At 69.1% G+C, this 24,659-nt stretch carries 24 protein-coding genes; 8 read left to right on the forward strand and 16 right to left on the reverse strand.

What is annotated here, in order from left to right:
- Positions 1–55: 55 nt before the first annotated feature.
- The 13 genes from ACN6O8_RS20695 to ACN6O8_RS20755 form a co-directional block, all read right to left on the reverse strand.
- The gene (locus ACN6O8_RS20695; protein WP_427992866.1) at positions 56–2,263 is read right to left on the reverse strand and encodes a rhodanese-like domain-containing protein; all 2,208 of its coding nucleotides are present in this window, start codon (positions 2,261–2,263) and stop codon (positions 56–58) included.
- A 114-nt stretch (positions 2,264–2,377) separates the two neighbouring features.
- A complete protein-coding gene (locus tag ACN6O8_RS20700; protein WP_427992867.1) occupies positions 2,378–3,307 on the reverse strand; it encodes a CysB family HTH-type transcriptional regulator in 930 nt (309 codons plus the stop codon).
- 15 nt (positions 3,308–3,322) lie between these two features.
- Positions 3,323–3,670, reverse strand: a complete 348-nt coding sequence (locus ACN6O8_RS20705) for a VOC family protein (protein ID WP_427992868.1) — start codon at positions 3,668–3,670, stop codon at positions 3,323–3,325.
- A gap of 122 nt (positions 3,671–3,792) precedes the next feature.
- Positions 3,793–4,998, reverse strand: coding sequence for a cystathionine beta-lyase (gene metC, locus ACN6O8_RS20710; RefSeq protein WP_427992869.1), 1,206 nt, complete (start codon positions 4,996–4,998; stop codon positions 3,793–3,795).
- On the reverse strand, positions 4,995–5,621 hold the full coding sequence (locus ACN6O8_RS20715) for a cysteine dioxygenase (protein ID WP_427992870.1): 627 nt from the start codon (positions 5,619–5,621) through the stop codon (positions 4,995–4,997). Before ACN6O8_RS20715 ends, metC begins: the two co-directional genes overlap by 4 nt.
- A 26-nt stretch (positions 5,622–5,647) precedes the next feature.
- Positions 5,648–6,499, reverse strand: coding sequence for an amino acid ABC transporter ATP-binding protein (locus ACN6O8_RS20720; RefSeq protein WP_427992871.1), 852 nt, complete (start codon positions 6,497–6,499; stop codon positions 5,648–5,650).
- Positions 6,486–7,304, reverse strand: a complete 819-nt coding sequence (locus tag ACN6O8_RS20725) for an amino acid ABC transporter permease (RefSeq protein WP_427992872.1) — start codon at positions 7,302–7,304, stop codon at positions 6,486–6,488. The genes ACN6O8_RS20720 and ACN6O8_RS20725 overlap by 14 nt, the downstream gene beginning before the upstream one ends.
- Positions 7,294–8,031: an amino acid ABC transporter permease gene (locus ACN6O8_RS20730; protein WP_427992873.1), complete on the reverse strand. Its 738-nt coding sequence runs from the start codon at positions 8,029–8,031 to the stop codon at positions 7,294–7,296. The genes ACN6O8_RS20725 and ACN6O8_RS20730 overlap by 11 nt, the downstream gene beginning before the upstream one ends.
- Entirely contained in the window at positions 8,028–9,272 is a 1,245-nt protein-coding gene (locus tag ACN6O8_RS20735; RefSeq protein ID WP_427992874.1) for an aminotransferase class I/II-fold pyridoxal phosphate-dependent enzyme, read from the reverse strand. The genes ACN6O8_RS20730 and ACN6O8_RS20735 overlap by 4 nt, the downstream gene beginning before the upstream one ends.
- A 66-nt stretch (positions 9,273–9,338) precedes the next feature.
- A complete protein-coding gene (locus ACN6O8_RS20740) occupies positions 9,339–10,199 on the reverse strand; it encodes a transporter substrate-binding domain-containing protein (RefSeq protein ID WP_427992875.1) in 861 nt (286 codons plus the stop codon).
- Positions 10,200–10,227: 28 nt separating this feature from the next.
- Positions 10,228–11,067: a transporter substrate-binding domain-containing protein gene (locus ACN6O8_RS20745; RefSeq protein ID WP_427992876.1), complete on the reverse strand. Its 840-nt coding sequence runs from the start codon at positions 11,065–11,067 to the stop codon at positions 10,228–10,230.
- Positions 11,068–11,185: 118 nt separating this feature from the next.
- Entirely contained in the window at positions 11,186–12,211 is a 1,026-nt protein-coding gene (locus tag ACN6O8_RS20750) for a Bug family tripartite tricarboxylate transporter substrate binding protein (protein WP_427992877.1), read from the reverse strand.
- A gap of 113 nt (positions 12,212–12,324) precedes the next feature.
- Complete coding sequence (locus ACN6O8_RS20755) at positions 12,325–13,158, reverse strand: DUF4189 domain-containing protein (RefSeq protein WP_427992878.1); 834 nt, start codon at positions 13,156–13,158, stop codon at positions 12,325–12,327.
- 300 nt (positions 13,159–13,458) lie between these two features.
- On the opposite strand from ACN6O8_RS20755, the gene ACN6O8_RS20760 reads away from it, so the two are divergent.
- Both ACN6O8_RS20760 and ACN6O8_RS20765 read left to right on the forward strand, forming a co-directional pair.
- Positions 13,459–14,025, forward strand: a complete 567-nt coding sequence (locus ACN6O8_RS20760; RefSeq protein WP_427992879.1) for a hypothetical protein — start codon at positions 13,459–13,461, stop codon at positions 14,023–14,025.
- Between the two features lie 245 nt (positions 14,026–14,270).
- Positions 14,271–15,818, forward strand: a complete 1,548-nt coding sequence (locus tag ACN6O8_RS20765; RefSeq protein ID WP_427992880.1) for a hypothetical protein — start codon at positions 14,271–14,273, stop codon at positions 15,816–15,818.
- Between the two features lie 28 nt (positions 15,819–15,846).
- Here ACN6O8_RS20765 and ACN6O8_RS20770 read toward each other — a convergent pair whose 3' ends face one another.
- Positions 15,847–16,245 (reverse strand): RidA family protein, encoded by a 399-nt coding sequence (locus tag ACN6O8_RS20770; RefSeq protein WP_427992881.1) that lies wholly within the window; start codon positions 16,243–16,245, stop codon positions 15,847–15,849.
- Between the two features lie 139 nt (positions 16,246–16,384).
- Between ACN6O8_RS20770 and ACN6O8_RS20775 the strand changes: the two genes are divergently transcribed.
- The 3 genes from ACN6O8_RS20775 to ACN6O8_RS20785 all read left to right on the forward strand — a co-directional run bounded on the left by ACN6O8_RS20775 (position 16,385) and on the right by ACN6O8_RS20785 (position 19,319).
- Positions 16,385–17,311: a LysR substrate-binding domain-containing protein gene (locus ACN6O8_RS20775; protein ID WP_427992882.1), complete on the forward strand. Its 927-nt coding sequence runs from the start codon at positions 16,385–16,387 to the stop codon at positions 17,309–17,311.
- A 66-nt stretch (positions 17,312–17,377) separates the two neighbouring features.
- The gene (locus ACN6O8_RS20780; RefSeq protein ID WP_427992883.1) at positions 17,378–17,959 is read left to right on the forward strand and encodes a hypothetical protein; all 582 of its coding nucleotides are present in this window, start codon (positions 17,378–17,380) and stop codon (positions 17,957–17,959) included.
- A gap of 199 nt (positions 17,960–18,158) precedes the next feature.
- Positions 18,159–19,319, forward strand: a complete 1,161-nt coding sequence (locus tag ACN6O8_RS20785; protein WP_427992884.1) for a hypothetical protein — start codon at positions 18,159–18,161, stop codon at positions 19,317–19,319.
- Positions 19,320–19,459: 140 nt separating this feature from the next.
- On the opposite strand, the gene ACN6O8_RS20790 is transcribed toward ACN6O8_RS20785, so the two are convergent.
- Positions 19,460–20,344, reverse strand: coding sequence for a LysR family transcriptional regulator (locus tag ACN6O8_RS20790; protein ID WP_427992885.1), 885 nt, complete (start codon positions 20,342–20,344; stop codon positions 19,460–19,462).
- A gap of 107 nt (positions 20,345–20,451) precedes the next feature.
- Between ACN6O8_RS20790 and ACN6O8_RS20795 the strand changes: the two genes are divergently transcribed.
- Together ACN6O8_RS20795 and ACN6O8_RS20800 are read left to right on the forward strand one after the other, a co-directional pair.
- Positions 20,452–21,576, forward strand: a complete 1,125-nt coding sequence (locus ACN6O8_RS20795; RefSeq protein ID WP_427992886.1) for a muconate/chloromuconate family cycloisomerase — start codon at positions 20,452–20,454, stop codon at positions 21,574–21,576.
- An 83-nt stretch (positions 21,577–21,659) separates the two neighbouring features.
- On the forward strand, positions 21,660–22,646 hold the full coding sequence (locus tag ACN6O8_RS20800; protein ID WP_427992887.1) for a tripartite tricarboxylate transporter substrate binding protein: 987 nt from the start codon (positions 21,660–21,662) through the stop codon (positions 22,644–22,646).
- A 103-nt stretch (positions 22,647–22,749) separates the two neighbouring features.
- On the opposite strand, the gene ACN6O8_RS20805 is transcribed toward ACN6O8_RS20800, so the two are convergent.
- Positions 22,750–23,472 carry a GntR family transcriptional regulator gene (locus ACN6O8_RS20805; protein WP_427992888.1) on the reverse strand — a complete coding sequence of 241 codons (723 nt, stop codon included), beginning with the start codon at positions 23,470–23,472 and terminating at the stop codon, positions 22,750–22,752.
- A 277-nt stretch (positions 23,473–23,749) separates the two neighbouring features.
- On the opposite strand from ACN6O8_RS20805, the gene ACN6O8_RS20810 reads away from it, so the two are divergent.
- Entirely contained in the window at positions 23,750–24,652 is a 903-nt protein-coding gene (locus ACN6O8_RS20810) for a dihydrodipicolinate synthase family protein (protein ID WP_427992889.1), read from the forward strand.
- Positions 24,653–24,659 lie beyond the last annotated feature (7 nt).

Consider the following 24,659-nt stretch of genomic DNA (forward strand, 5'->3'; position numbering starts at 1 on the left):
CGATGGGCGGCCGGCGGCACCGTGCCGGCCGCCCATCGCTCGTGCTCGGCCGGGCCTATGCCGCCGCGATCAGCCGGATATCCGCGCTGCCGTCGCGCTCCAACTGCGCCACCAACCCCAATTCCCAATCGAGGTAATCGCGAAAGCCCTGGTCGCGCGCCGCGAGATCGTCGAACAGGTATGGACTGATGCTCTGGTCATCGTCGCCCGTCAGCACGCCGTCGGCGCCCTGCGTCAGCGGCAGGCCCTGCGCCTGCCAGGCGCGGGTGCCGCCCAGCAGGTAGCGCACCGGGCGGCCGGTGCGCCAGGCCAGCTCGGCCGCCGCCACGGCGGCCAGCACGCCGTCGGGCGAAGTCAACACGATCGTGCGCTGTGTGTCGGCCGGCAGGAACTCCGGCAAACGATCCGGCGCGGCGTAGCGCGCGCCCGGCACGTGGCCGCGCTCGTAGGCCAATCGCGATTCGATGTCGAAGACTTCCGCCGAACCGGCGTCGATAGCCGCCTGCAAGGCCTGCGGCCGCAGCGCCGGCACGTCGGGCCGGTGCCGCAGCACGCGGCGCGGCTCGGCGCCGCGTTCCAATGGCGCCAGCGCCGGCGGCCGGTACAGATAGACCTCGACCGCGCCCAGTTGCGCCAGCCAGGCGCCGGTGGTCTGGGCGCGCACCCCGTCCCAGTCGGCCAGCACCACCCGCGCGCGGCGCGTCGCCAGGTACTCGTCGGTCGCCTGCACCAGTTGGCCGCCGGGCGCCCAGCGCCAGCCCGGCAGGTGGCCGGTCTCGTATTCCTCGCGGGTACGCACGTCGAACTTGTACAGCGTGCGCGTGCCCTGCTCGGCCTCGAAGGCGCGCAAGGTGGCATCGTCGATGTGGCCGATGCCGGCCCGTTGGGCCACGCCGCGCGCCTGTTCGCGCGCCGCCGCGGCGCTGTCGGCCGACGGTTCGGGCAAGGCCGCGTGGCGGCCGTAGGCCAGTTCCCGGCCGGACAGCAGCCATTCCATGGTGCCGTTGCGCAGCGAGGCGACACGGTTCGGGATGCCGGCGTCGATCAGTGTCTGCGCGCCGACGATGCTGCGCGTGCGGCCGGCGCAGTTCACCACCACGAAGGTCCTGGGATCCGGCGCCAGTTCGCGGATGCGGTACACCAACTCGGCCCCTGGCAGGCTGTGCGAGAACGGCAGCGTGAAATTGTGGAATTCCTCCGGCGTGCGGCTGTCGACCACCACGATGTCGTCGCCGCGCGCGACCCGTTCGTGCAGTTCGTCGACGTCGATCCACGGCGTGTGCTTTTCGTGTTCGATGACTTCGCCGAACGCCTTGCTGGGCACGTTGGTGCCGGAAAACAGTTCGTATCCTTCCCGCTCCCAGCCGTCGGTGCCGCCGGCCAGCACCGAGATGTCGGTCCAGCCCAGGCGCATCAGCTTGGCGGCGGCCTGGTGCGCCAGGGTCTCGTCGTCGTCCACCAGCACGATGCGCGTGTCGCGGCGCGGCACCAGGCGGTCGGCCAGCACCTCCAGGCGCCACAGCGGCGCCGGCACCGCGTACAGCAGGTGACGGCGGGCGTAGCGGCCGGCCTCGCGCACGTCCAGCACGGCAATCTCGGATTCGCCGCGCAGCGCTTCCTGCAACCCGGCCGGAGACAGGCGCGCATGGTAGATCGCGGCCGGCGGCGAAAAGGTGCGGTAGGCGCCGCCGGCGGTGCTCTCGAACACCACCCGGCCGTGCAGGCGGTCGAGCGCCAGGCCGTAGAAATGCAGATGCGCGCCGGGCGCGTCGCCCACCAGTTCGATGGTGTGCACATCGGCCGGTCCCAGCACGATGGAATCGCCCACCGCCACGTCCACCCGTCGTACGTGGGTCAGCACGTCGCGCCCCGGCTCGGCGCCGGCGCTGCGCGCATAGACCTCGTTGCGCTCGTTGCCGGACACGCCGGCGATGATGGCCCAGGTGGTGTGGTCGTGCGGCGGCTGCGCCTTGCCGGGTTCGCCCAGCGACAGGTACAGCGCATAGCCGCCGTCGGCGTCTTCGGCCAGGCGGTAGATCGAGGTGGGCCGGCCCGGCACCACTTCAAAGGCATGCGCGGGAAACAGCTGCGCGCGGCGGCCCAGCGCTTCGAGCAGGCGGGCCACCGGCGCCAATTGGTCGGGCGTGGCGCGCGCGGGGTCCGGCACCAGCGCCTTGACCTGCGCAATGAATTCGCGCACGGCGCGGGCGCGTTCGGTGGCGTGAGGGAAGGCGGCGATGGCCGCGTCGGGAACGGTGCTCATGGGATCCGGAATTCCTGGTGTTTGGAGAACCGGATCAGCCTACGTTCCCGCCCCGCCGGGGACAACGTAGAAATGCGTCTATGGATATGCGCGCGCTGCCCGCCGCCTGGCGCTTCAGGCCTCGCCCTTGAGCGCCTGATCCACCACCGCGCGCGTCAAGGTCGGCACGAACATCTCGATGAAATGGAAGGCATAGCCGCGCAGCCAGGCGCCGCGGCGGATCGCCAGGCGCGTCAGGTTGATTTCGAACAGGTGGCGCGCGTCGATGGCGCACAGCCGCGTGTCGCGCTCGGCGTCCCAGGCGACGGCGGCCACGATGCCCACGCCCAGTTCGAGCTCGACATAAGTCTTGATGACGTCGGCGTCCATCGCGGTCATGACGATGTCCGGCACGATGCCGGCGCGCGCAAAAGCTTCATCGATGTGGGCCCGGCCGGTGTAGCCGCGCCCGTAGGTGATGATCGGATAACGCGACAGTTGCGACAGGCTGATGCCGCCCTCGACCACGCTCAGGGGATGCCCCTGGGGCACGATGATGCTGTGGCTCCAGCGGTAGCACGGCAGGTTCAGCAGGCCGGGATAGTCGGCCACCGCCTCGGTCGCCACGCCGATGTCGGCCTCGCCTTCCAGCAGCATCTCCGAGACCTGCTTGGGCGAGCCCTGGTGCAAGTGCAGCACGACCTCGGGATAGCGCTGGCGGAATTCCTTGATCACCGGCGGCAAGGCGTAGCGCGCCTGCGAATGCGTGGCCGCGATCGACAGCACGCCCTTGCGGCTGTCGGCATACTCGGCGCCCGCGTGGCGGATGTTGTCGGCGCATTGCAGGATCTGCTCGACCAGCGGCAGGATCTGCTCGCCCGGCGGCGTCAGGCCGATCAGGCGCTTGCCCGAGCGCACGAAGATGTCGACGCCGACCTCTTCCTCCAGTTCGCGGATCTGGCGGCTGACGCCGGGCTGCGAGGTATGCAGGCTTTCCGACACGTCGGTCAGGTTGAAATCGCGGCGCACGGCCTCGCGCACGGAGCGCAGTTGCTGGAAGTTCATGGGGATCGCCGACGCCTAGCCGAGAAATGCCAATTGATTGCCGCTGGGATCCTTGACGTACATGACGCGCGGCGAAGCGTCCGGCAGCGAGCAGACCGGGTGATAGCCGGCGTCGCGCAGGCGCAGCAGAATGTCGTCGTAGGCGCGGGTGCGCAGGGCCAGGTAGTCGGCCCTGACCTCGCGGTTGACCTCGGCCACCGGCGACAGCGACAGGGTCGCGTCGCCCAGCGCGAACAACAGGCGCCCGTCCGGCACCGGCACTTCATCCAGCCCGAGGGTGCCGCGGTAGAACTCGCGCACGGCATCCAATTGCCGCGCCGCGAAGGAAAGCTGTACCGATCCGATCGAAGAAATAGAAGACATGCCCTGCCGCCAACCGTGGAACAAGGCAAATTCTAGACCCCGGGGGTACAACCGGACAAAGAGGTTGTAATTGCTTCTACATAATCAGAATCCCTAAGGAAACGCGGTCATTTGCATATGCTTCAGGCGCTGCGGCGCAGGCCGTCGCGGACCACGCCGAAGGCGCGGTCGAGATCTTCGACCAGGTCCAGCGGATGCTCCAGGCCGATGTGCAGGCGCACCACCTCATGGCCGCCCTGCCACACGCTGTGCTCGGCCAGCCGTTCCGGCGCCGCTTCCAGCGCCAGGCTTTCGTAGCCGCCCCAGGACGCGCCGATGGAGAAATAGCGCAGCGCGTCGATGAAGCGCGCCGCCGCGCCCGGCTGGCCGGCCTTGAACGCGAACGACACCAGGCCGCTGGCGCCGCTGAAATCGCGCCGCCACAGCGCGTGGCCTGGATCCTGCGGCAACGCCGGATAAAAGACCCGCTCCACGTCGCCATGGCGCGACAGGTATTCCGCCACGCTCAGCGCGTTCTGGTGGTGGCGCGCCAGGCGCACATCCAGCGTGCGCAGGCCGCGCAGCGTCAGGTAGGCGTCGTCCGCGCCCACCGCCAGGCCGAGCGCGTCGTAGGTGGCGCCGACCTGCCGCGCCAGCTCGGGGCTGTCGACCGTGACCACGCCCATCATCACATCCGAATGCCCGGCCAGGTACTTGGTGGCGGCCTGGATCGAAATGTTGGCGCCCAGCGCCAGCGGCTGGTAGTAGAGCCCGCCGCTCCAGGTGTTGTCGGTGGCCACCAGCACGCCGCGGCTGCGCGCCTGGGCCGCCAGCGCCGGCAGGTCCAGCACCTCGAACAGCAGCGAACTGGGCGACTCCAGGTACAACAGGCGGGTGTTGGGACGGAAACGTCCGGCCAGGTCGTCGCGGCCGGGCGAAAAATACTCCACTTCGATGCCGTAGCGCCGCAACAGCGCCTGGTCGACGCGCCGCACCGGCGAATAGACGCTGTCGGACACCAGCGCGTGCTCGCCCGGCGCCAGCGTGGCCAGCAGCACCAGCACGATGGCCGACAGGCCCGACGGCGCCAGGATGCTGCGATGGCCGCCTTCCAGCGACGCCACCGCCGCCTCCAGCGCCTGGTGCGTGTCCAGGCCGTGGCGGCCGTAGGTGGCGACGCGCTCGCCGGCGCCGCGCCGCGCATTCAGCGCGGCATGCGTGGCGGTGTCGGCGAAACGCACGGTGCTGGTGCGCACCACCGGCACGTTGACCGGGCCGGCGCCCTGCGTCAGGTCGGGGCTGCCGGCGTGCACCAGGCGGGTCTGCACCCGGGCGTGGTCGAGGCTCATGCGCGCTGCTCCTGGCCGGGTTTCATCTGGGTGGCGTTGTAGTTGACGATCTCGCCGGTGGCCAGATCGATGCCGATGCGGCCCGACAGCGTCTCCAGCGGCTGGCCGTAGAGGTGGAAATGCAGGGTCGGCGCGTCGCCGGTGACGTGGATGCTGTGAATGTCCTCGGGCAGGAACGACACCGATTGCCCCGGCTGCACCACCACCTCGCGCACCTGCTCCAACGTGGCGCGGCCGGGCTGCGAGCCGTCGTCGCTGCGGCGGTAGACGCGGTTCAGCTCCTGGCCCGACAACGCCACGATCACTGCCCAGGTGGTGTGGTTGTGCGGTAACGTGGTCTTGCCGGGGTTGATCGAGTTCAGATAGAGCGCGGGCGCGCCCGCCTCGTCGTCCGGGTTGAGACGGTAGCGGGTCGAGGCGCCCAAGCCCTGCCCCGCCGCCGGCGGCGCGAATTCGGCCGCGGGGAACAGCGCCCGCTGTTGCGCCAACTGCTCCAGGCGGGAGGTGACCTGCGCGAGCAGTTCGCGGGTCAGCGGCGCGGCGGCCAGCAGCTCGCGGATATCGCCCAGGGCATCTCGCACCTGCTGCCGGCGTTCATGGGAAACGGAAGATTCGGTCGTCATAGTCGGCTCCGGAAAGCACAAAGGGATCACACCGCGAGGCGCAGCGGATCGAAACTCAGATAGGCGTCGATCGGGTCGCGGCCGGCACGCCGCGGCGGCGGTTCGGCCGAGGTGCGTTGCAGGAAGGCGCGGGTGCGCTCGCTCGCCGGCTGGCCGAACAGGCGCGCCGGCGGCCCGTGCTCGACGATGCGACCGGCCTCGGTGAAGTACACCGCGTCGCTCACCTCCTGCGCGAAGCGCATCTCGTGCGTCACCAGCACACAGGTCAGGCCGTCCTGCACCAGGTCGCGGATCACCGTCAGCACCTCGCCCACCATTTCCGGGTCGAGCGCCGAGGTCACCTCGTCGAACAGGATCAGCTCGGGCCGCAACGCCAGCGCGCGGGCAATGGCCACGCGCTGCTGCTGGCCGCCCGACAGCTCGCCCGGATAGGCGTTTTCCTTGTGGTCCATGCGCACCTTGGCCAGCAGTTCGCGCGCCAGGGCCTGCGCCTGGGCGCGCGGCTGGCCATTGACCTTGATGGGCGAGATCACCAGATTCTCCAGCACGCTCAGGTGCGGGAACAGGTTGTACTGCTGGAACACGAAGCCGACGCGTTTGCGCAAGGCGATCAGTTCGGTCTCGGTCTTCAGTGCGTCGACGCGCACGCCGCCGACCTCGATGGCGCCGTGCCGCGGCCGCAGCAGGCCGGTGATGCAGCGCAGGATGGTGGACTTGCCCGAGCCCGACGGGCCGATGATCGAGACCGCGTGGCCCGGGCGCACCTCCAGGTCGATGCCCTTGAGCACCTCGGTCTGACCAAAGGCCAGGTGCACGTCCCGCAGGCTGACCAGCGGGGTCTCGGCGGCGGCCCGGCCGCCGTTGTCAGTGATGCGCATAGCGTCGTTCCAGATGGCGCGTCCAGCGCGCGATGGGATAGCAATAGGCGAAGAACAGCGCCAATAGCGTGAAATAGACCAGCACGGTGAAATCGCTGCGCGCCACCGTGTTGCTGGCCACGGTGGCGGTGTCGACCAGGTCGTGCACGCCCACCAGCGAGGCCAGCGAGGTGCTCATGGTGATGCTGGCGTACAGGTTCATCCACGACGGCAGCATGCGCCGCACGCACTGCGGCAACACGATCATGCGGAAGATCTGCGCGCGCCGCAACGCCAGCGACTGCGCCGCCTCCCATTGCGCGCCGGGAATCGACTGGATCGCGCCCCGGAAGATCTCGGCGACATTGGCGCTGGCCGGCAGCCCCAGCCCGATCACCACCTTGATCCAATCCGGGAACGGCAGGTTCCAGCCGCCCAGGTTCAGTTCGAACGGGAACACATAGGTGGTGAAATACACCAGCACCAGAATCGGGGCGTTGCGAAACGCCAGCACATACACGCGCATCAGCCGCCGCAGCAGCGTCGACGGCGACAGCGACAGCGCCCCCACCACCAGCCCCAGCGCCGTGCCCAGCGTCATGGCCAGCACGCTGATCTGCACGTTCATGCCCAGGCCGCGCAGCAGCGCCGGCGACCAATGCCACAGGTGGCGCACCGCCGCCGGCGCGCTGTCGGTCAGCGCCCAGGCGCTGCCCAGCGCGGCCAGCGCCAGCAGCAGCACCACCCACGGATCGCGCAGCAGCGCCAGCCAGCGGCCGCCCGCGCGGCGCGTCGCGGCCGCGTTCCATGCCAGGTCATTGGCCATAGCCGGGCATCCTCAGGCGCGCTTCCAGCCAGCGTCCGGCGACGCTCACCAGCCAGGTCAGCAGGCCGAAATACAGCAGGATCAAGAGCAACAGCTCCAGCACATTGTCGCGGTGCGACCAGATCATGATGGACTCGTAGGTCACATCGCCCACCGCGATGGCCGAGGCGATCGCGGTCATCTTCACCAGATCCACCAGGTTGTTCACCAGCGCCGGCAGGGCAAAGCGCAGCGCCAGCGGCAACTGCACCTGCGCCAGGATCTGGCGGCGCGAAAAGGCCAGCGAGCGCGCCGCCTCCAGCGTCACCGCGGGCACCGCCTCGATGCCGGCGCGCAGCGCCTCGGCATGGAACACGCCCTTGTGCAGGGCTACCACGATCACCACCCACATGAACGGCGTGACCGGGCTGCCGCCGCCCAGCTTCTGCGTGATCAGCATGTTCAGCACCAGGAAGGCGCAATACAGCTGCACCAGCGTCGGTGTGTTGCGGGTCAGCTCGACGAAGGCCTGCAGCGGCCGCGCCAGCCAGGCCCGGCCGCTGGTGAGCCCGGCCGCGATCAGCACGCCGAACAACAGGCTGACGGGGATGGCCCAGGCGCACAACTGCAACGTTACCCAAAGGCCGTGGCCGAACGCGGACAATTCGCCCGGATCCAGCACGAAACCGTAGTTCAGGCCCAGGGGCTTGAAGCACCGCACCCAGGCTTGCAATGCCTGTTCGATCATGCGGCCGCCTCCCGCGCCGCCGGCCGCAGGGCCGCCACCGCGCGGGCAATACGCGCGACGGCTTCGCGCAGTTGCTCGTCCGAGGCCGCGAACGACAGGCGCAGGTAGGGCGACAGCCCATAGGCCGCGCCGCGCACCACCGCCACGCCTGCGGCGTCCAGCAACCAGTCCACCACGTCGCCGTCGTCGGCGATGATGGCGCCATCCGGCCGCGCCAGGCCGATCAGGCCGGCCACGCCGATCCAGGCAAAGAACGCTCCTTGCGGCGCGCTCACGCTCAATCCGGGCACGGCTCCCAGGCCATCGACAATCAGCCGCGCGCGGCGTGCATAGGCCTGGCGCGCGTGCTCGACGAAATCGTCGGCCACGCCCTGCACCGCCGCCAGCGCGGCGGCCTGGCCCAGCGAACTGGGGCCCGACGACACCTGCGACTGCACCGCCTCCAGCACCCCGACCAGCGCCGCCGGCCCCACGCCCCAGCCGATGCGCCAGCCGGTCATGGCGTAGGCCTTGGACACGCCGTTGACGGCCAGCGTGCGCCCGGCCAGGTCGGGCGCCACGCGCAGCAGGTGCGGCGGCGCCTGCTCGAACCAGATCTGCTCGTACATCTCGTCCCACAGCACCAGCACCGCCGGACGCTCGCGCAGCACCGCCGCCAGCGCCGCCAGTTCATCCTGGCGGTAGACCGCGCCGGAGGGGTTGCCGGGCGAATTCAGAATCAGCCACTTGGTGCGCGGCGTCAGCGCCTGGCGCAGGCCCTGCGGCGTCAGTTTGAAGCCGTCTGCCTGGGCCGTCGGCGCCAGCACCGGCGTACCGCCGTTGACCCGCACCGCGTCAAGGAAGGTGGGCCAGTATGGCGTCGGCACGATCACCTCGTCGCCTTCGTCCAAGGTGGCGGCCAACGCCAGGAAAATGACCTGCTTGCCGCCATTGGAGATGATGACGTTGGCGGCCTCGGCCGGCAGGCCGTGGCGCCGCCGGTAGCCGTCGGCCACGGCGCGCCGCAGCGCGGCAGTGCCGGCCGTCGGCGTGTACTTGGTCTGGCCTTGCGCCAGCGCCAGCGCGGCGGCGTCCTTGATGGCCTGCGGTGTGTCGAAGTCGGGTTCGCCCGAGGTCAGCGCCACGATCGAGCGGCCGGCGGCCGCCAGGCGCGCGGCGCGCGCGCCGGCCGCGGCGATGGGCGACAGTTCCACACCGCGGGCGCGGCGCGAGAACACGCCGGGAAACAGGGATTCAGTCATGCGGAACGCTTCTCGAAGGTCGATGGAGGAAGGCGGGCCGGCCCGTTCAGGTTCAGGCCCGCCGCATCATGGCCGCGCCTGGGCCTCGGGCGGCGCGCTGTCGAACTTGCCGGCCTGCGCGTCGCGGTTGGCCTGTTTCAGATAGTCGGCCGGCACGCCGAACCTGTCGGCCTGTCGCACCAGCAGCCCGGAGCGGTGCCAGTCGCGGATCACGCCATCGACCAAGGCGCGGGTGTCGGCCTCATTGCGGCGGGTCCAGATCACCGTGGGCGACGGAATCAGCTGATCGGACGTCGCCAGTTCGAAGTCGCTCCACTCCTTGCCGTTGGGGCCGTGCAGCGTCTCGTACAGCGCCGGCTGGATGTGCACCGAGGCGTCGCAGCTGCCGCCCTTGAGCGCCAGCAGCGATTCCGGGATGTTGCGCAGGCCCTTGACCACCGCGCCGTAGGTGTCCTGCAGCGGCTTGGCGAAATTGCTGCCCTGGGACACGCAGGCCACCTTGCCCTTCAGGTCTTCCCAGCGCTTGATGCCGCTGCGCCTGGACACCATGGCCGCGCCGCCCACCAGGTTATAGGGCGTGGGCGCGTAGCTCAGGATCTCGCTGCGCTCCTGGGTCCACTGGATGTTGGCGATCAGCAGGTCGACCTTGCCGGCCTGCAGGAACTGCACCCGGGTCGCGGCGGTGACCGGCACCGTCTCCAGCGCCACGCCCAGGCGGTTGGCGATATCGCGGCCCAGTTCGGTCTGGAAGCCGCCCACCTTGCCGGTGGCCGGATCCAGCAGGCCGAACGGCGGGCTGGCGCCATCCACGCCCACCACCAGCTTGCCGCGCTGCTTGACGCGGTCCAGGGTGGCGTCGGCCTGCGCCGCCGTCGCCAGGCCGGCCAGCGCCAGCGCCGCGAGCCCTATGATTGCTTGTCGGTTCATCGGACTTTCCCCCCTTTGCGCCCCGGACTCAATTGCCCTGCTTGTATTTGTCGTGCAGCGCTTGCAGCAACGGCTGCGCCGGCTGGATGCCCAGGCGCTTCTCGGTGGCGATCAGCCAGCCGCTGCGGTGCCAGCCCTGGATCACCTTGTCGACGGCGGCGATGGTGTCGGCCTCGCCCTTGCGCGTCCAGACCACCGAGTTGGCGGGCAGCACCTCGCTGGCGATCGGCGCGTGGTACTCGGCCCACTCGGGGTTGTCGCGCAGCAGCGGATGGATCAGGGTCGAATCGTGCACGGCCGCCACGCACTGGCCGCCGCGCAGCGCCAGCAGCGAATCCGACGAGCTCTTGTAGCCCTTGACCACCGCGCCGTAGTCGGCCTGCAACGGGCGCGCGAAGCTGCTGCCCTGCGATACGCAGACCGGCTTGCCGCGCAGGTCTTCCCACGTGGCGATGCCGCTGTCCTTGCGCGTGGCGGCGGCCCCGCCCACGCGGAAAAACGGCGTCGGCGCGTAGCCCAGGATCTCGGCGCGCTCCGGATTCAGTTCCATCGAGGCGATCAGCAGGTCGACCTTGCCCGAGATCAGGAACTGCGTGCGCGTGGCGGTCTGCACCTGCACCAGCTCGGCCTTCACGCCCAGGCCCTTGGCCAGTTCGCGCGCCAGCTCCGGGTTCCAGCCCACCAACTGCTGCGTGGCGGGATCGATCGAGCCGAACACGCCGCCGTTGGCCAGCACGCCGATGGTGACCGTGCCGCGCTGCCTGATCTTGTCGAGCGTGGCGTCGGCCTGGGCGCTGGCGGCGGCGGCCGCCAACGCCAGCGCCAGCGCGCTCTTGAGGATCCAGCCCGGGGAATTGCGAGTTTTCATGTTGTCGTGTCGTCGGCATTGAACAGGGTTCCATGCTGCGGCCCGGCGCCGCCCAACACAACGAAGACTTTCAGATATGAATATGAAACCGCTGCCGCGACCCGCTATCGCCGCGGGCCTACTGGAGCTTGACATCGGCCGTGGCGATCACGCGCCGGTAGGTCGCGATGTCGTCGCGCACGGTCTGATCCACGGCCTCGGGCGTGCTGGCGGCGATGGCGAATCCCAGGTTCTCCAGCAACGCCGCCGTATCCGGCTCGCGCAGCACCGCCACCACGTCGCGATGGATGCGTTCGACCAACGGCCGCGGGGTGGCGGCCGGCACCACGAAGCCCTGCCAGCTCTCGACCGCGTAGCCGGGCAGCCCGGCCTCCTGCATGGTCGGCACCTCGGGCAAGGCCTTCGAGCGATACGGCGTGGTCACCGCCAGCGCCACCAGCTTGCCGGAACGCACGTTCTCGGTGGCCGCGGCCAGGGTGATCAGCATGGCATCCACGTGCCCGCCCAGCACGTCGAGCGTGGCCGGGCCGCCACCGGGATAGGGAATCTGGTTGGTACGCGCGCCGATGCGCTGGTTCAGCAGCTCCACCGCCAGATGCTGCAAGCTGCCATTGCCGCCAGGCAGGGCCAGCGAGATCTCGCCGGGCCGGCTGCGCACCAGCGCCACGAACTCCTGGAACGTCTTCACGCCCAGCCCCGGCCGCACCACCAGCAGTTGCGGATTGACTACCGCCTTGGTGACGCCTTGCAGGTCGCGCAGCGGATCGTAGAGCGGCTTGCCGGGCTGCAAGGCATTCAGCGATAACGCGTCGCCGCCCAGCAGCAGCGTGTAGCCGTCGCCGCGCGCATGCGCCACGGCGGCGTTGCCGATGGCGCTGCTGGCGCCCGGCAGGTTCTCCACCACCACGCTCTGGCCCCACCTTTCGCCCAGCTTCTGCGCCACGGTGCGCGCCAGCTTGTCGGCGCTGCCGCCGGCCGCGATCGGCACGATCAGCTTGACCGGCCGGCTGGGATAGCGGCTGGCCTCATCCGTGGCGGCCGGCGCCGCGCCCGTCCGGTTGCTCAACAGGCCCGCGCCCGCCAGCACGCCCGCCGCCAGGCCGAAGGTGGCCTTGAGTACGGCCCTGCGTCGATTGCCCATCATCCCGCTCCCTGCGCAAAAAAAACATGCAGGCCAGGATAGGAGCGCTTGCGGCGCGCACCAAATACCGATGCGCAATGTGGAAATACCGCGGCGTGCGCCGCCGCGTGGCGGCCTCAGTTGGCCTTTTCGTCCTCGCCGGCATAGCCGCTGATGTACGGCCGGCCCGAGCAGCGCACCATCGCCACGCAATGGGGCGAGCCGGTCTTGGCGCCGCACAGGTTGCGCGCCGCGTCGCGCGCGGTCTTGGGATCCGGATCCAGCGCGGTGAAGCTGGTGCCGCGCCCCTTGGAGCCCTTGGCCCAGGCCATGCCGACGCAACTGTCGCGGTAGGTCAGCACCTTGGTGCAGCCGGTGCATTCATCCCAATCCAGCAGTTGACGGAGCGCATCCTTCTCGTTGGGGTAGCCATCGGAGTAGGTGAGATCGCCCGATTCCTTTTCGGCCACGGCGCCCCAGTACTCGCGGTCGTTCAGCTTGGCGGACAGGGCCTCGAGCTGGGCCGGCGTGGCATTGCGTGCCGCCTGCACGTCAGCGGCGCTGTAGCCCGGCCCGACGCACAGCGGCAGGGTCGTCAGCCAGCACTTGCCGTTGGGACTGCCGGCGGTGCAGCGGCGCATCGCCTTCTTGGCGGCCATTTCCGGCGACACGCTGTTGCCGGGGAACAGGTCATTCGACGTGTTGCGAGCGTAGGTCATGCAACTGTCCGAAAACCAGCTCAGCGATTTGCAGTCCTTGCCGCCGCCCCGGCGGCAGGCCGCCAGCGCCGCCGCCTCGGCCGCCTTTTGGGAGTCCTCCGGCAAGGCCCAATAGACCTTGGCGTGTTTCCCGTCGGTGGCGATACCGCCATACAGGGCATCCGCCTGGGCCTGCGGCGTCCACAGACCCGCCATCAACGCCCACGCGCCGAGCGCCGCGCGGATAATCGGAGAAAATCGGGAAAATATCATTTTCGGTTTCCGGATCGGTGGATTCAGCGGCCACGATCTTAGCAAAGCGAATTACCCGGCCCGTCCCCTTGGCCGCCCCAGGCCCGGCATATTGCGTAACAAATTTCACCGCTGGCCGCGAGAAACCGCCCCCTTTTTTCGGTAAAAATGGCGGACATTTCGTAAGCCCGCTGTCAGTCTGTGATCCGCCCCGGGCCGCAGACGCAAGCCGCCGGGGCTGTCACGAAGAGAAACAAAACGCCTGGCGCAGCCGCCCCTCCCGGCGCCGCGCCCCACCGCCACGGAGCCCGACCGCACGCCATGACGTTTCCCCCGTTTCCCTCCCTTCGCCGTCCGCCGCTGCGCCTGGCCGCCGGCCTGCTCGCCGCCGCCGGCCTGGCTGGCTGCGCGCCGATGCCCACCGGCGGCAGTTCTTCGCTGCCGTCGCTGAGCCGGGTTTTCTCGGAAGGCCTGTCGTTTTCGCCCAGCGTCAACGTCGCCCGCAACATGCAGGGCCGCTCGATCGATGACGCCATCGCCGCGCTGGGCGAGCCGTCGCGCAAGCGCGCCGTCGGCAACACCATGGAACTGGAGTGGTCGGATTACCAGGCCGCCCCGTATCAGGAATGGGTGACCACCGGCACCAGCCAGCAGGTGGTCGGCATGATACCGGGCGGCCGCAACAGCGCGCCGACACCCGTGTTCCAGCAAAGCTCCAGCGGCTATTACCAGGGCCGCACCCGCATTTATGAATGCAAGGTGCTGATGCGCATGAAGGACAGTGTCATCGTCGATTCCACGGTCGACGGCAACGTCTGCCCCGAATTCATTGCCGCGCTGCGTAAATGGGCCGGCGAAAACGAGGCAAAGAACTATGTCGTGAAATAACCTCGCCGCCAGGCGCGGCGGCGCGCGCGGAATATCAATCCGGTGCGCGCCGGATATTCCCGGGCCTGCAATTGCCGCACGGCAATGGCCACAATTCATAATGTCGACAAAATGGGCATTGCGCCCTAAAAAAACGTCCATTAATGCAACGGCCGATTAATTTCCGGCCGCGCCTGCCGTTAGTCAATCTGATACTCCCCGGCACGTCTCATGGGCAGCCGTCGCCCGCCAGGAAGACCCCAGACATGACAACGATTTCCGCCTCCGCCCCGCTGCTCGTCATTGCCCCGCAGGCGCCCGCGACGGGCGTGTCCCGCGTTGCCACGGTCAACCGCGCCCCAGATCTGCCCGCCTCCACCTCGGTGACCCTGGGCCAGGCGGCCACGATGCTGACCTACTCCCCCGGCACGGTCGCGGCCAACGCGGCTGGCCAGGCGCAGGAACCCGACGCGCTGTCGTCGCTGATGTCCGACAACGTCCGCGCGGCGTCGCTGACCGGGCAGTTCAAGGGCCTGGCGGCGGCGCTGCTGGGCCGCTTGCAGGCCGATGGCGGCAACTATTCGCTGTCGATCCCCTCGGCCCGCGCCGCCGCCGTCGATGGCATTGCCGCGCCGCAGGGCCCGGCGCGGGCCGACAACGCGATCTCGCTGCGCATCACCACCGCCAGCGGCGCCCAGGTCACCGTCACGCTGGAAAGCAATGAAAAGGGCCTGGGCGTGCAGATCGACGTGGGCGACGCCAAGCTCTCCGAAGCCGAACGCAATGCCATCGCCGGCCTGTCCAAGTCGTTCCAGGAGGCCGTCGACGGCTTGGCCGCGGTGCCGCCCAAGCTGGCGCTGGGCGCGCTGGCCAAGTTCGACAGCGGCGTGCTGGCGGCGGTGTCGCTGCAAGCCTCGGTGGGCGCCGAAGGCCCCGACCGCGTCAGCTTCAATTTCCAGGCCGATGCCGGCCAGCGTTCGCTGACCGTCAAGACGGTCGCCGGTTCCGCGCAGATCAGCGTCGATGCCAGCAATCCCGCCCAATTCGGCAGCGCCCAGCAACAATCAGCCGCCATCGCCAACTACCTGTCCCGCTTCGACAGCGCGCAAAAGCGCGGCGAAGGCGATGCCAACCTGATGGCTCTGTTCAAGTCGGGCTTTGCCGACCTGCACAAGAGCTACGGCGACTGGGCGCCGCAAGGCAAGACCACCACGCGCCTGGGCCTGCCCGCCGACGTGCATCGCACGCTGCTGTCCGGCCTGGCCGATTTCTCGGCCTCGATCAACCAGACGCCGATCGCCTCCAATCCGCTGCAGCCGCGCGAGCTCGACAGCTTCTCGTACGAGACCTCGCAGAACACCCGCGCCAGCGGCAGCCCGCGCCTGGACCTGGCGATCTCGCAGCAACAGCAGTCGTCGCTGGCGGCCAGCTACCACCGCGCCCTCACGCCCGGCCAGCAGTTGAACCTGACCACCGATCCCGAGACGCAGAACTACGCCTTCCACCAGATCCGCGACAACAGCCACAACCAGACCGACATCGCCTACGCAGACGGCGAACTGGCCAAGGCCTCGTTCACCGAATCGAGCACGATGTCGACCCGGGTGAGCAAGTTCATCAAGGGCAAGCTGGTCGACCAGAGCAGCATCACGCCCACGACCCAGACGCGCACGCAAGACCTGATGACCCTGCTGCGCGCCGCCGACCTGAAGGCGCCGCTGGAGGACACCCGCACGCCGCGCGACCAGATCGAAGCCGCGCTGATCCGCAAGCAGGAAGACCTGGCCCAGGCCGTGGCGCGCCTGCGCCGCTGAGCCGGCAGCCGCGCCGTTCTGGCCGCCATCAGGCGTCTTGCGGCAGTTTCGCGATCACCTTGATCTCGAAGTCAAAGCCATACAGCCAGGTCACGCCCACCGCCGTCAGCGTCGGGTGCGGCGCCTGCCCCCAGTATTGCGGCACCACCTTCCAGATGGCCTCGAACTTCGAGGCCGGGTCGACCATGAATATGGTCACGTCGACCACGTCCTCGAAGCTGGCGCCAGCGGCCTTCAGGATCGCGTTCAGGTTGTCGAACGCTTGGCGCACCTGGGCCTCCAGCCCCGGCTCGGGCGAGCCGTCCTCACGGCTGCCCACCTGACCCGAGACGAACAGGAATCCGTTGGAACGGATCGCCGGCGAATACCGGTTGCGCTCGTACAGCGCCTGGCGCCCGGCGGGGAAAACCACATCACGTGTTGTCATGCTCTTGCTCCGGCTGCGGGCCGTGGCCCGGATTGATCGTGCAGGCACTTTACGGACACGCGGGCCGGCGATAAACAGGCAGGCCTGTCCATCACTGTTTGTAAAATGCAAACAATCCCATGAATCCTGGAGGGACGCGATGGATCGTTTCGACGCGATGCTGGCCTTTGCCCGCGTGGTGGAAACCGGCAGCTTCACCAAGGCGGCCGACACCCTGCACATGAGCAAGACCAGCGTCACCCAGTTGGTGCAGCAGTTGGAGGCGCGCCTGCGCGTGCGGCTGCTCAACCGCACCACCCGCAAGGTCAACGTCACCGCCGACGGTGCCGTCTATTACGAACGCGTGCTGCGCCTGCTGGCCGACATGGATGACGCCGAGACCAGCCTGTCCGGCGCCGCTGCCGTGCCGCGCGGGCGGCTGCGGGTCGACGTGCCGAGCCCGCTGGCGCGCATGCTCCTGGTGCCCGCCCTGCCCACCTTCCACGCGCGCTACCCCGACATCCAGCTCGACATGGGCGTGAGCGACCGCATCGTCGACGTGATCGGCGAGAATGTCGACTGCGTGGTGCGGGGTGGCGAACTGACCGACCAATCATTGGTGGCGCGGCGTGTCGGCGACCTGCGCTTGCGGGTCTACGCCGCGCCCGGCTACCTGCAAGGCGCCGGCGCGCCCGTCCATCCGCGCGACCTGGAAAACAGCCATCACCGCATCGTCGGCTTTCTCTGGTCGCGCAGCGGCAAGCCGCTGCCCTACGCCATGCGCCGCGGCGAAGAGAGCGTCCATGTGCACGGACGCTATATCGTCGCCGTGGACGACGGCAACGCCTACCTGGCCGCGGGCCTGGCTGGCCTGGGCGTGCTGTGGCTGCCGGACTACATGGCGCGCGAACACGCCGCGCGCGGCGAGCTGGTGGCGCTGTTCGAGGACTGGCAGCTCGACGCCATGCCACTGTACATCGCCTTCCCGCCCAACCGCCATGTCAGCGCCAAGCTGCGGGTGTTCATCGATTGGGTGGCGGAACTGATGGCCACGCATGCGCCGGTGGCCGCAGCGCGGCCGGCGTGATCGGGCCCGCGCCGGCATAAATTCGCTAGCATTCTCCGCCAACGCCAAACCACGAATCGAGGAACCATGAGCGAATGGAACGAGATCAAGGCGCGCTTCAAGCGCCCGCTGAGCGCGCTGTTCATCGCCGGCATGCTGCTGCTGTTTTCCCGCGGACTGTTCGACGCCGCGGACCGGGCATTCCTGCCGCCAGATCCCGCCACGCTGCACGCCATCACCGTGCGCGTGGACAAGACGGGCGAATGTCCCTACACGCGGACCTCAAGCCGGCGGCAGAACAGTACCTATAGCCCCGGCTGCTATCGCTCGAACGACTATCCCGGCGTGGCGTTCGAGAAGGCCGGTGCTGTCGCCGGCCTCGATATCGCCCTGCCCCAACGGCTGGAACTGCTGATCGACCGCGAGCCGGGCGACCTGAAGAACTTGTACGAAGGCCAGATGTTCAGCGTGTTCGTGCCCATCAAGATCCATGGGGTACGGCGCGAGGATGGCACCGTGCTGGCCGACCCCGCGGTCAGCTACGATAACTATTGGTCGTACAAGCAGCGCAAGAAGGCCTATGCCTGGATCGTGGTGCTGATCGCGCTGGGCTGCGCCGGTTACGCCTGCGTCAAGATCAGGGCGATCCTGCGCGATCCGCATCTATGACGTGATGGCCGGCCGTCCCGCCGGGTTCCGGCCGGCCTGGCCGGCCACACCGTCGCATGGCCGCAGCCGGCATCCCAGTGCAGATGGCGCGGAAAGCGCGCCCGAATACAGCTCGTATTAAGGCATGGCCCCTACAATCGCTCAGACTGCCCGCTTGCACTGATCCCTATCCTGTCCGTCGCTTTCCGCTTCGTATTCCATGCCGTCTTCCCCGCAGCAGCACCTTCCAGACCCGGGCGGAATCGTCATCCACGCCGCCGGCGCGCTGGCGACGACGCAACGCTTCCTGTCCGGCCTGGGTCTGCGCGCCGCCGCCCGGTGCCAGGCGCGGGCGGGCGCCGTCCCCGGCGTGCACGCCACGCTCACCCCCGGCTTCGCCACCCGCTACCTGCCCGGCCACGACACCACCGGCGTGGCGCGCGCGCTGAGCCTGCGCACCGACGCCGACGACGCCGACCTCGACCGCGAGATCCTGCTGACCATGCTGGCCAGCCCGGTCGCCTTCACCTTTCCCTCGGTCGCGGAACTGGAATCGGCCGTGCGCATCCGCCGCTACATCGTGCGCGCCGCCAGCAGGACGGCATTGGCCTTCGACACCGAACATGCCGAACGGCCGGCGGACTACTGGCGCTACGACGAGGCGCGCGGTTTCACCGTGCTGCCCGGACGCTCGCTGATCGACGGCTTGCGCAAGGCCACCCAGCCCGAGGCCTCGGGCCAGCTGTATTCATTCTCGTGCTACCGCGCCACCGAATACGTCACCGTGCTCGCCATCGCGCAGGAACTGCAGACGGCCAACCCCGACCTGGGCCGCCGGCTGCAACGCCAGTGGGAAACGCGCGCGGTCATGTCCGGCAGCTTCCACGACACCTTCCTGCGGGAATACGGCACGCTGGACGCGCCTCTGCCGCAGCGCTTTTACGTGCCGGGCGACCGCCTCTGGTTCCGCAATCCCGATGCCGCGTCGTCGGACGTGGAAGGCTACGAGGGCTCCTGGGTGTTCTACCTCGGCGGCGGCCTGTTCAACAATTTCTGGGAGCGCGGCGCGCCCTACACGCTGACCGCCAAATGCGTCGAGATCCACCACTGGCGCCACGGCCTGCGCAGCGACGCGGCCGGCAAGCCCTATATCGACGAAGCCGCCGTCAAGGCACGCGTGCAGCAGACCCTGGCCGATCCCGAGGCCACCGCCGCCGTCCTGGCGCGCATGATGCGGATCCGCGATCCGCAGGGGGTCTACGCCGAGGGCGGCTGCATCGACGCCACGCGCGAACGGGTACGTTGGGTGCGCCCGGGCCATAGCGACATCGTGCTGCCGGACTGCCCCGGCGGGGCGCACGGCCTGTCCATCGCGGCCTGAGCCGCAGACGCTGGCGCTGGCCATCCCCGGACTGGCCACCAACGCGGTGAAATATGGCGCCCTGAACTACGACACCGGGCGCCTGGACATCCCGTGGCACCTGGCGCGCCAGGACGCCCGCGAGCTGATCGAACGCTCTGTCAGCCCTTCGCCAGCCGCGCCGCCAGCGCCAGCGCCTGCGCCAGGAACGGCGAGGCGTCGTCCTTGCGGTAGCTGGCGATCACCGCTGACACGAAGGCCTCGGCGTCGATGCGCACGTGGGCCACGTCGCGCCGCTGCAGGCGCTGCACCGAGGCCGGCACCACCGTCACCCCCAGGCCGGCCGCCACCAGGCCGATGGCGGTCTGCAATTCGTTGGCCTCCTGCGCCACCTGCGGCGCATGGCCGGCGGCGCGGAACAGGCCCAGCACATGGTCGGCGAAATTGGGCCGCGGCCGGGCCGGATACAGCACGAACGGCTCCTGCGCCAACCTCTCGACCGAAACGCTGTCACAGCCGGCCAGCGGATGGTGCAGCGGCACGGCGGCCATCAGCGGCTCGGTCATCAGAATGCGCCGCTCGATGGCCGGATCGTCCAGCAGGATACGGCCGATGCCCAGGTCGATGCGGCCGGCCTTGAGCGCCTCCAGTTGCGGCAAGGTGGTCATCTCGGCCAGCCCGACCTCGACCTGCGCGTCGGCGCCGCGCAATTGCCGGATCAGCTCGGGCACGAAGCCATACAGCGTCGACGGCACAAACCCGATGCCGAACCAGCGGCGCCGCGCCTGGCCCAGCCGGCGCGTGCCTTCCAGCACCTCGTCCAGCCGCGCGGTGAGCAGGCGCGACTGTTCCAGCAGAAAGCGCCCGGCCTCGGTCAGCCGCAGGGCGCGGGTGGTGCGTTCGAACAGCGCCACGCCCAGTTCCTCTTCCATCTGGCGGATCTGGCGGCTGAGCGGCGGCTGGGCCATGTGCAGCGTTTCGGCGGCGCGGGTGAAGCTGCCCTCGCGGGCCACCGCCTGGAAGTAGCGCAGGTGCCTGAATTCCATGAATTATTCAAACCTTAAAGGTATCAATCCAGACCCATATAGTCTTGGACTTGGCGCCACGACGCAAGCGATACTGCGCTTCACGTCAAGAACCTGCTTTGGAAAGTATGAATCCGGTAACGATAAACTCGGTCGAGGCGATCCTGGTGGATCTGCCGACCATCCGCGCCCACCAGTTGGCCATGGCCGTGATGCAGCGCCAGACGCTGGTGATCGTGCGCCTGCGCTGCAGCGACGGCATCGAGGGCACCGGCGAAGCCACCACCATCGGCGGCCTGTCGTACGGCGAGGAAAGCCCGGAAGGCATCAAGCTGGCCATCGACACCTACCTGGCGCCGGCGCTGGCCGGGCTGGACGCGGCCAACATCCACGCCGCCATGCGGCGCCTGGAAAGCGTGGCGCGCGGCAACCGCTTCGCCAAATCGGCGCTCGAAAGCGCGCTGCTCGATGCCCAGGGCAAGCGCCTGGGCGTGTCGGTCTCGACCCTGCTGGGCGGCGCCGTGCGCGCCAGCCTGCCGGTGCTGTGGACCCTGGCCAGCGGCGACACCGGACGCGACATCGAGGAAGCCGAATCGCTGCTGGCCAGCCGCCGCCACAACACCTTCAAGCTCAAGGTCGGCCGCCGCGCGGTGGCCGACGACGTGGCCCACGTCTCGCGCATCAAGCAGGCGCTGGGCGAGCGCGCCCGCGTCACGGTGGACGTGAACCAGGCCTGGAACGAGGCCGACGCGGCCGGCGCCATCGCGCGCCTGGAAGCGGCCGGCGTCGACCTGATCGAACAGCCCATCGCGCGCGCCAACCTGGCCGGCATGGCGCGGCTGGCGGCGCGCTTCGTGGTGCCGATCATGGCCGACGAGGCCGTCAACGGCCCCGAGGACGCGCTGGCCATCGCGCGCCTGGGCGCGGCCGACGTGCTGGCGCTGAAGATCGCCAAGTCGGGCGGCATCCATGAAATGCTGCGCACCGCCGCGGTCGGCGACGCCGCCGGCATCTCGCTGTACGGCGGCACCATGCTGGAAGGTTCGGTCGGCTCGATCGCCTCGGCGCACGGCTTTGCCTGCCTGCCGCGGCTGTCGTGGGGCACCGAGCTGTTCGGCCCGCTGCTGCTCAAGGACGACATCGTCGCCCACCCGCCGCGCTACCGCGATTTCGAGATGGAGATCCCCACGGGTCCGGGCCTGGGCCTGGAACTGGACGAAGACAAACTGGCTTTCTATCGCAGGGACCGCTGACGCGCCCTGCCCCACGGTTGTTCCCGCGCGCCGGCCACGCATCGGCGCGCGGATAAATAATTCAAGCACACGGAGACTCACACATGCCTTTGCGCCACGCCTTCAAACACCTCGCCCGGGCCTGCATGGGCCTGGCCCTGCTCGGCGCCGCCGGCGCCGCCCTGGCCGACGGCTACCCCGACCGGCCGGTCAAGTGGATCGTGCCGTTCCCGCCGGGCGGCGCCATGGACAGCATCGCCCGCACCCTGGGCGAGTCGATGGGCAAGCAACTCAATACCTCGTTCATCGTCGAGAACCGCGCTGGCGCCGGCGGCAACATCGGCGCGGCCAGCGTGGCGCGATCCAAGCCGGACGGCTACACCATCCTGATCGTGGCCAACGGCATGGCGGTCAACCCGGCGCTGTACGCCGACCTGAACTACGACCCGATCAAGGACTTCGCGCCGATTTCGCTGCTGGCGGTGGTGCCGAACGTGCTGGTCACCAACCCGGCCCGCAACGACGTCAAGAGCGTGGACGATGTGATCGCCAAGGCCAAGGCCCAACCCAACCACTACACCTACGCCTCGGCCGGGGTGGGCACCTCGATCCACCTGGCGGGCGAACTGTTCGCGTCGATGGCCAAGATCGATATGCTGCACGTGCCCTACAAGGGCAGCGGCCCGGCCATCGCCGACCTGCTGGGCGGCCAGGTGGACTACATGTTCGACAGCATCACCTCGGCCAAGCCGCACATCGAGGCCGGCAAGCTGCGCGCGCTGGCGGTGACCACCGCCAAGCGTTCGGCCGCGCTGCCCAATGTGCCGACCGTGGCCGAAAGCGGCCTGCCCGGCTACGAACTGATGCCCTGGTTCGCGGCCTTCGCGCCGGCCGGCACCCCGCCCGAGGTGGTGGCCAAGCTCAACGCCGCCATGCGCCAGGCCTTGAACGAACCCAAGGTCAAGGCGACGCTGGACTCGATCGGCGCCGAACCGATCGGCGGCACGCCCGACGAACTGCGCGACCACCTGGCCAAGGAAACCGCGCAGTGGAAGGTGCTGGTCAAGGAACGCAACATCAAGATCAACTGAGTCTCGCGCGGACTCACAGCGGGCGCGCCGCGCGCCCAGAACGCCCCGAACGCCGGCCGGAAGTCATTCCGGGCCGGCGTTTGTGCGGGCAGGCGAGCGTCGCTCAGGCCGGCGCGGCCGTCGTCTCCAGCAGGTGATCGACGATGGCCAGGATCTGCCCGGCGGCCTCGGCGATGTGATGTTCCAGCGCCGCCTCGGCCTCGCTGGCGCGCCCCTGGCGGCAAAACGCGATCAAGGCGCTGTGCTCGTCGTGGGCCTGCTGGCGGATCGGCGCGTTGACGATCTGGAAGCGGAAATAGCGCTCGGATTTTTCATGCAGGGCCCGCACCATCGCCAGCGCCGCCGGCCGCTGCGCGGCGCGGTACAGCAACTCATGCAATTGCCAGTTGAGCCGGCCCCACTGCCGCGGTTCGGCGCTGTCCATCCGCGCGACAATGCGCGCCGCCTCGTCCAGGTCCTCGGGGCCGTGCCGCGACACCGCCAGCCGCAGCAGCCACGGCTCCAGCCGCAGGCGGATGTCGAAGAACTCCTGCACTTCGGCGCGCGACAGCATCGAAACGTACGCGCCGCGGTGCGCGATCATGTCGACCAGGCCTTCGGCGCTGAGCTGGCGGATGGCCTCGCGCACCGGCAGGCGGCTCACGCCCAGCTCCTCGGCCAGCAGTTCCTGGCGCAAGGCCGAGCCGGGCGCCAGCGCGCCGGACAGGATGCGGTCGCGCAGCGCGTCAACCACCAGGTCGACGGCGGTCTTGCGCACCAGGCGGCCGGCGGAACCGGCAGCATGATGGGATTGGGCAGCGGTGGCGGGAGCGGAATTCTGGGACACGTCACATCCGGTGGACAGTGCGCCCCGGCGGGCGCCGGGGGGCGGCGGGCGGGCGGAACCCGGCGCCACGCCCAGGAAAACCCCGAGAGACAGCCGGTATCCGCAGCCCGTTTAATGTGAGTATATTGGATCCATGATCCAGTTGATATCGCCACCCGAACCGGGTGGCGCTGCGAGGCCCCGTGCCTCTTTTTTCTGGCCTATTTATTTTGGATCCAATATCCAATTAATTCCCCGACGGTACCCACCGGACGGATCACGCTACAGGAGCGGCAGTATGAGCATTCAATGGCAAGGCGTATTTCCCGCGGTCACCACCAAGCTGAAACCCGATTTCTCGCTCGACCTGGACGCCATCCGTCAAGGCCTGGAGCGCCTGATCGCCAACGGCGTCGGCGGCGTGGTGATGATGGGCATGGTGGGCGAAAACGCCCAACTCGCCCCCGAGGAAAAACTCGAGGTGCTGCGCGCCGCGGTCGACACCGTGCGCGGCCGCGTGCCGGTGGTGTCCGGCGTGGCCGAAACCGGCACCGCGCGCGCGGCGGCGTTCGCGCGGCAGGCGGCCGATATCGGCGTCGATGGCCTGATGGTGTTTCCCGGGCTGACGTACAAGTCCGACGAGCGCGAAACGCTGGCGTTCTATCGCAGCGTGGCGCAGGCCAGCCCCCTGCCGATCCTGCTGTACAACAACCCGCGCGGCTACGGCGTCGACCTGACGCCGGATCTGGTGGCGCAGTTGCTGGTGGAGCCGACCATCGTCGCCATCAAGGAGGAATCCTACGACACCACCCGCGTCACCGACCTGATCACGCGCTTCGGCGACCGGCTGGCGGTGGTCTGCGGCGTCGACGACCTGGTGCTGGAAAGCGCGGCGCTGGGCGTTACCGCCTGGGTCTCGGGCATGGCCAACGCGGTGCCGAAAGCGTCGGTGGACCTGCTGCGGCTGGCGGTCGAGGGCGACTTCAAGCGCGCCCGCCAACTGTACGCGGCGCTGACGCCGCTGTTCCACCTGGATACCGTGGTCAAGCTGGTGCAGCACATCAAACTGGCCGAGCACCTGATCACCGGCAGCGCCGAAACCGTCAAGCCGCCGCGCCTGGACCTGGCCGGCGCCGAACGCGAACGCACCCTTGCCATCACCCGCCAGACATTGGCGGACCTCTCAGCCCTGGGCTACTGATACCGGA

It is taken from the genome of Achromobacter sp., from assembly GCF_050285565.1.
In the GTDB taxonomy this organism is placed as follows: Bacteria; Pseudomonadota; Gammaproteobacteria; order Burkholderiales; family Burkholderiaceae_B; genus Achromobacter.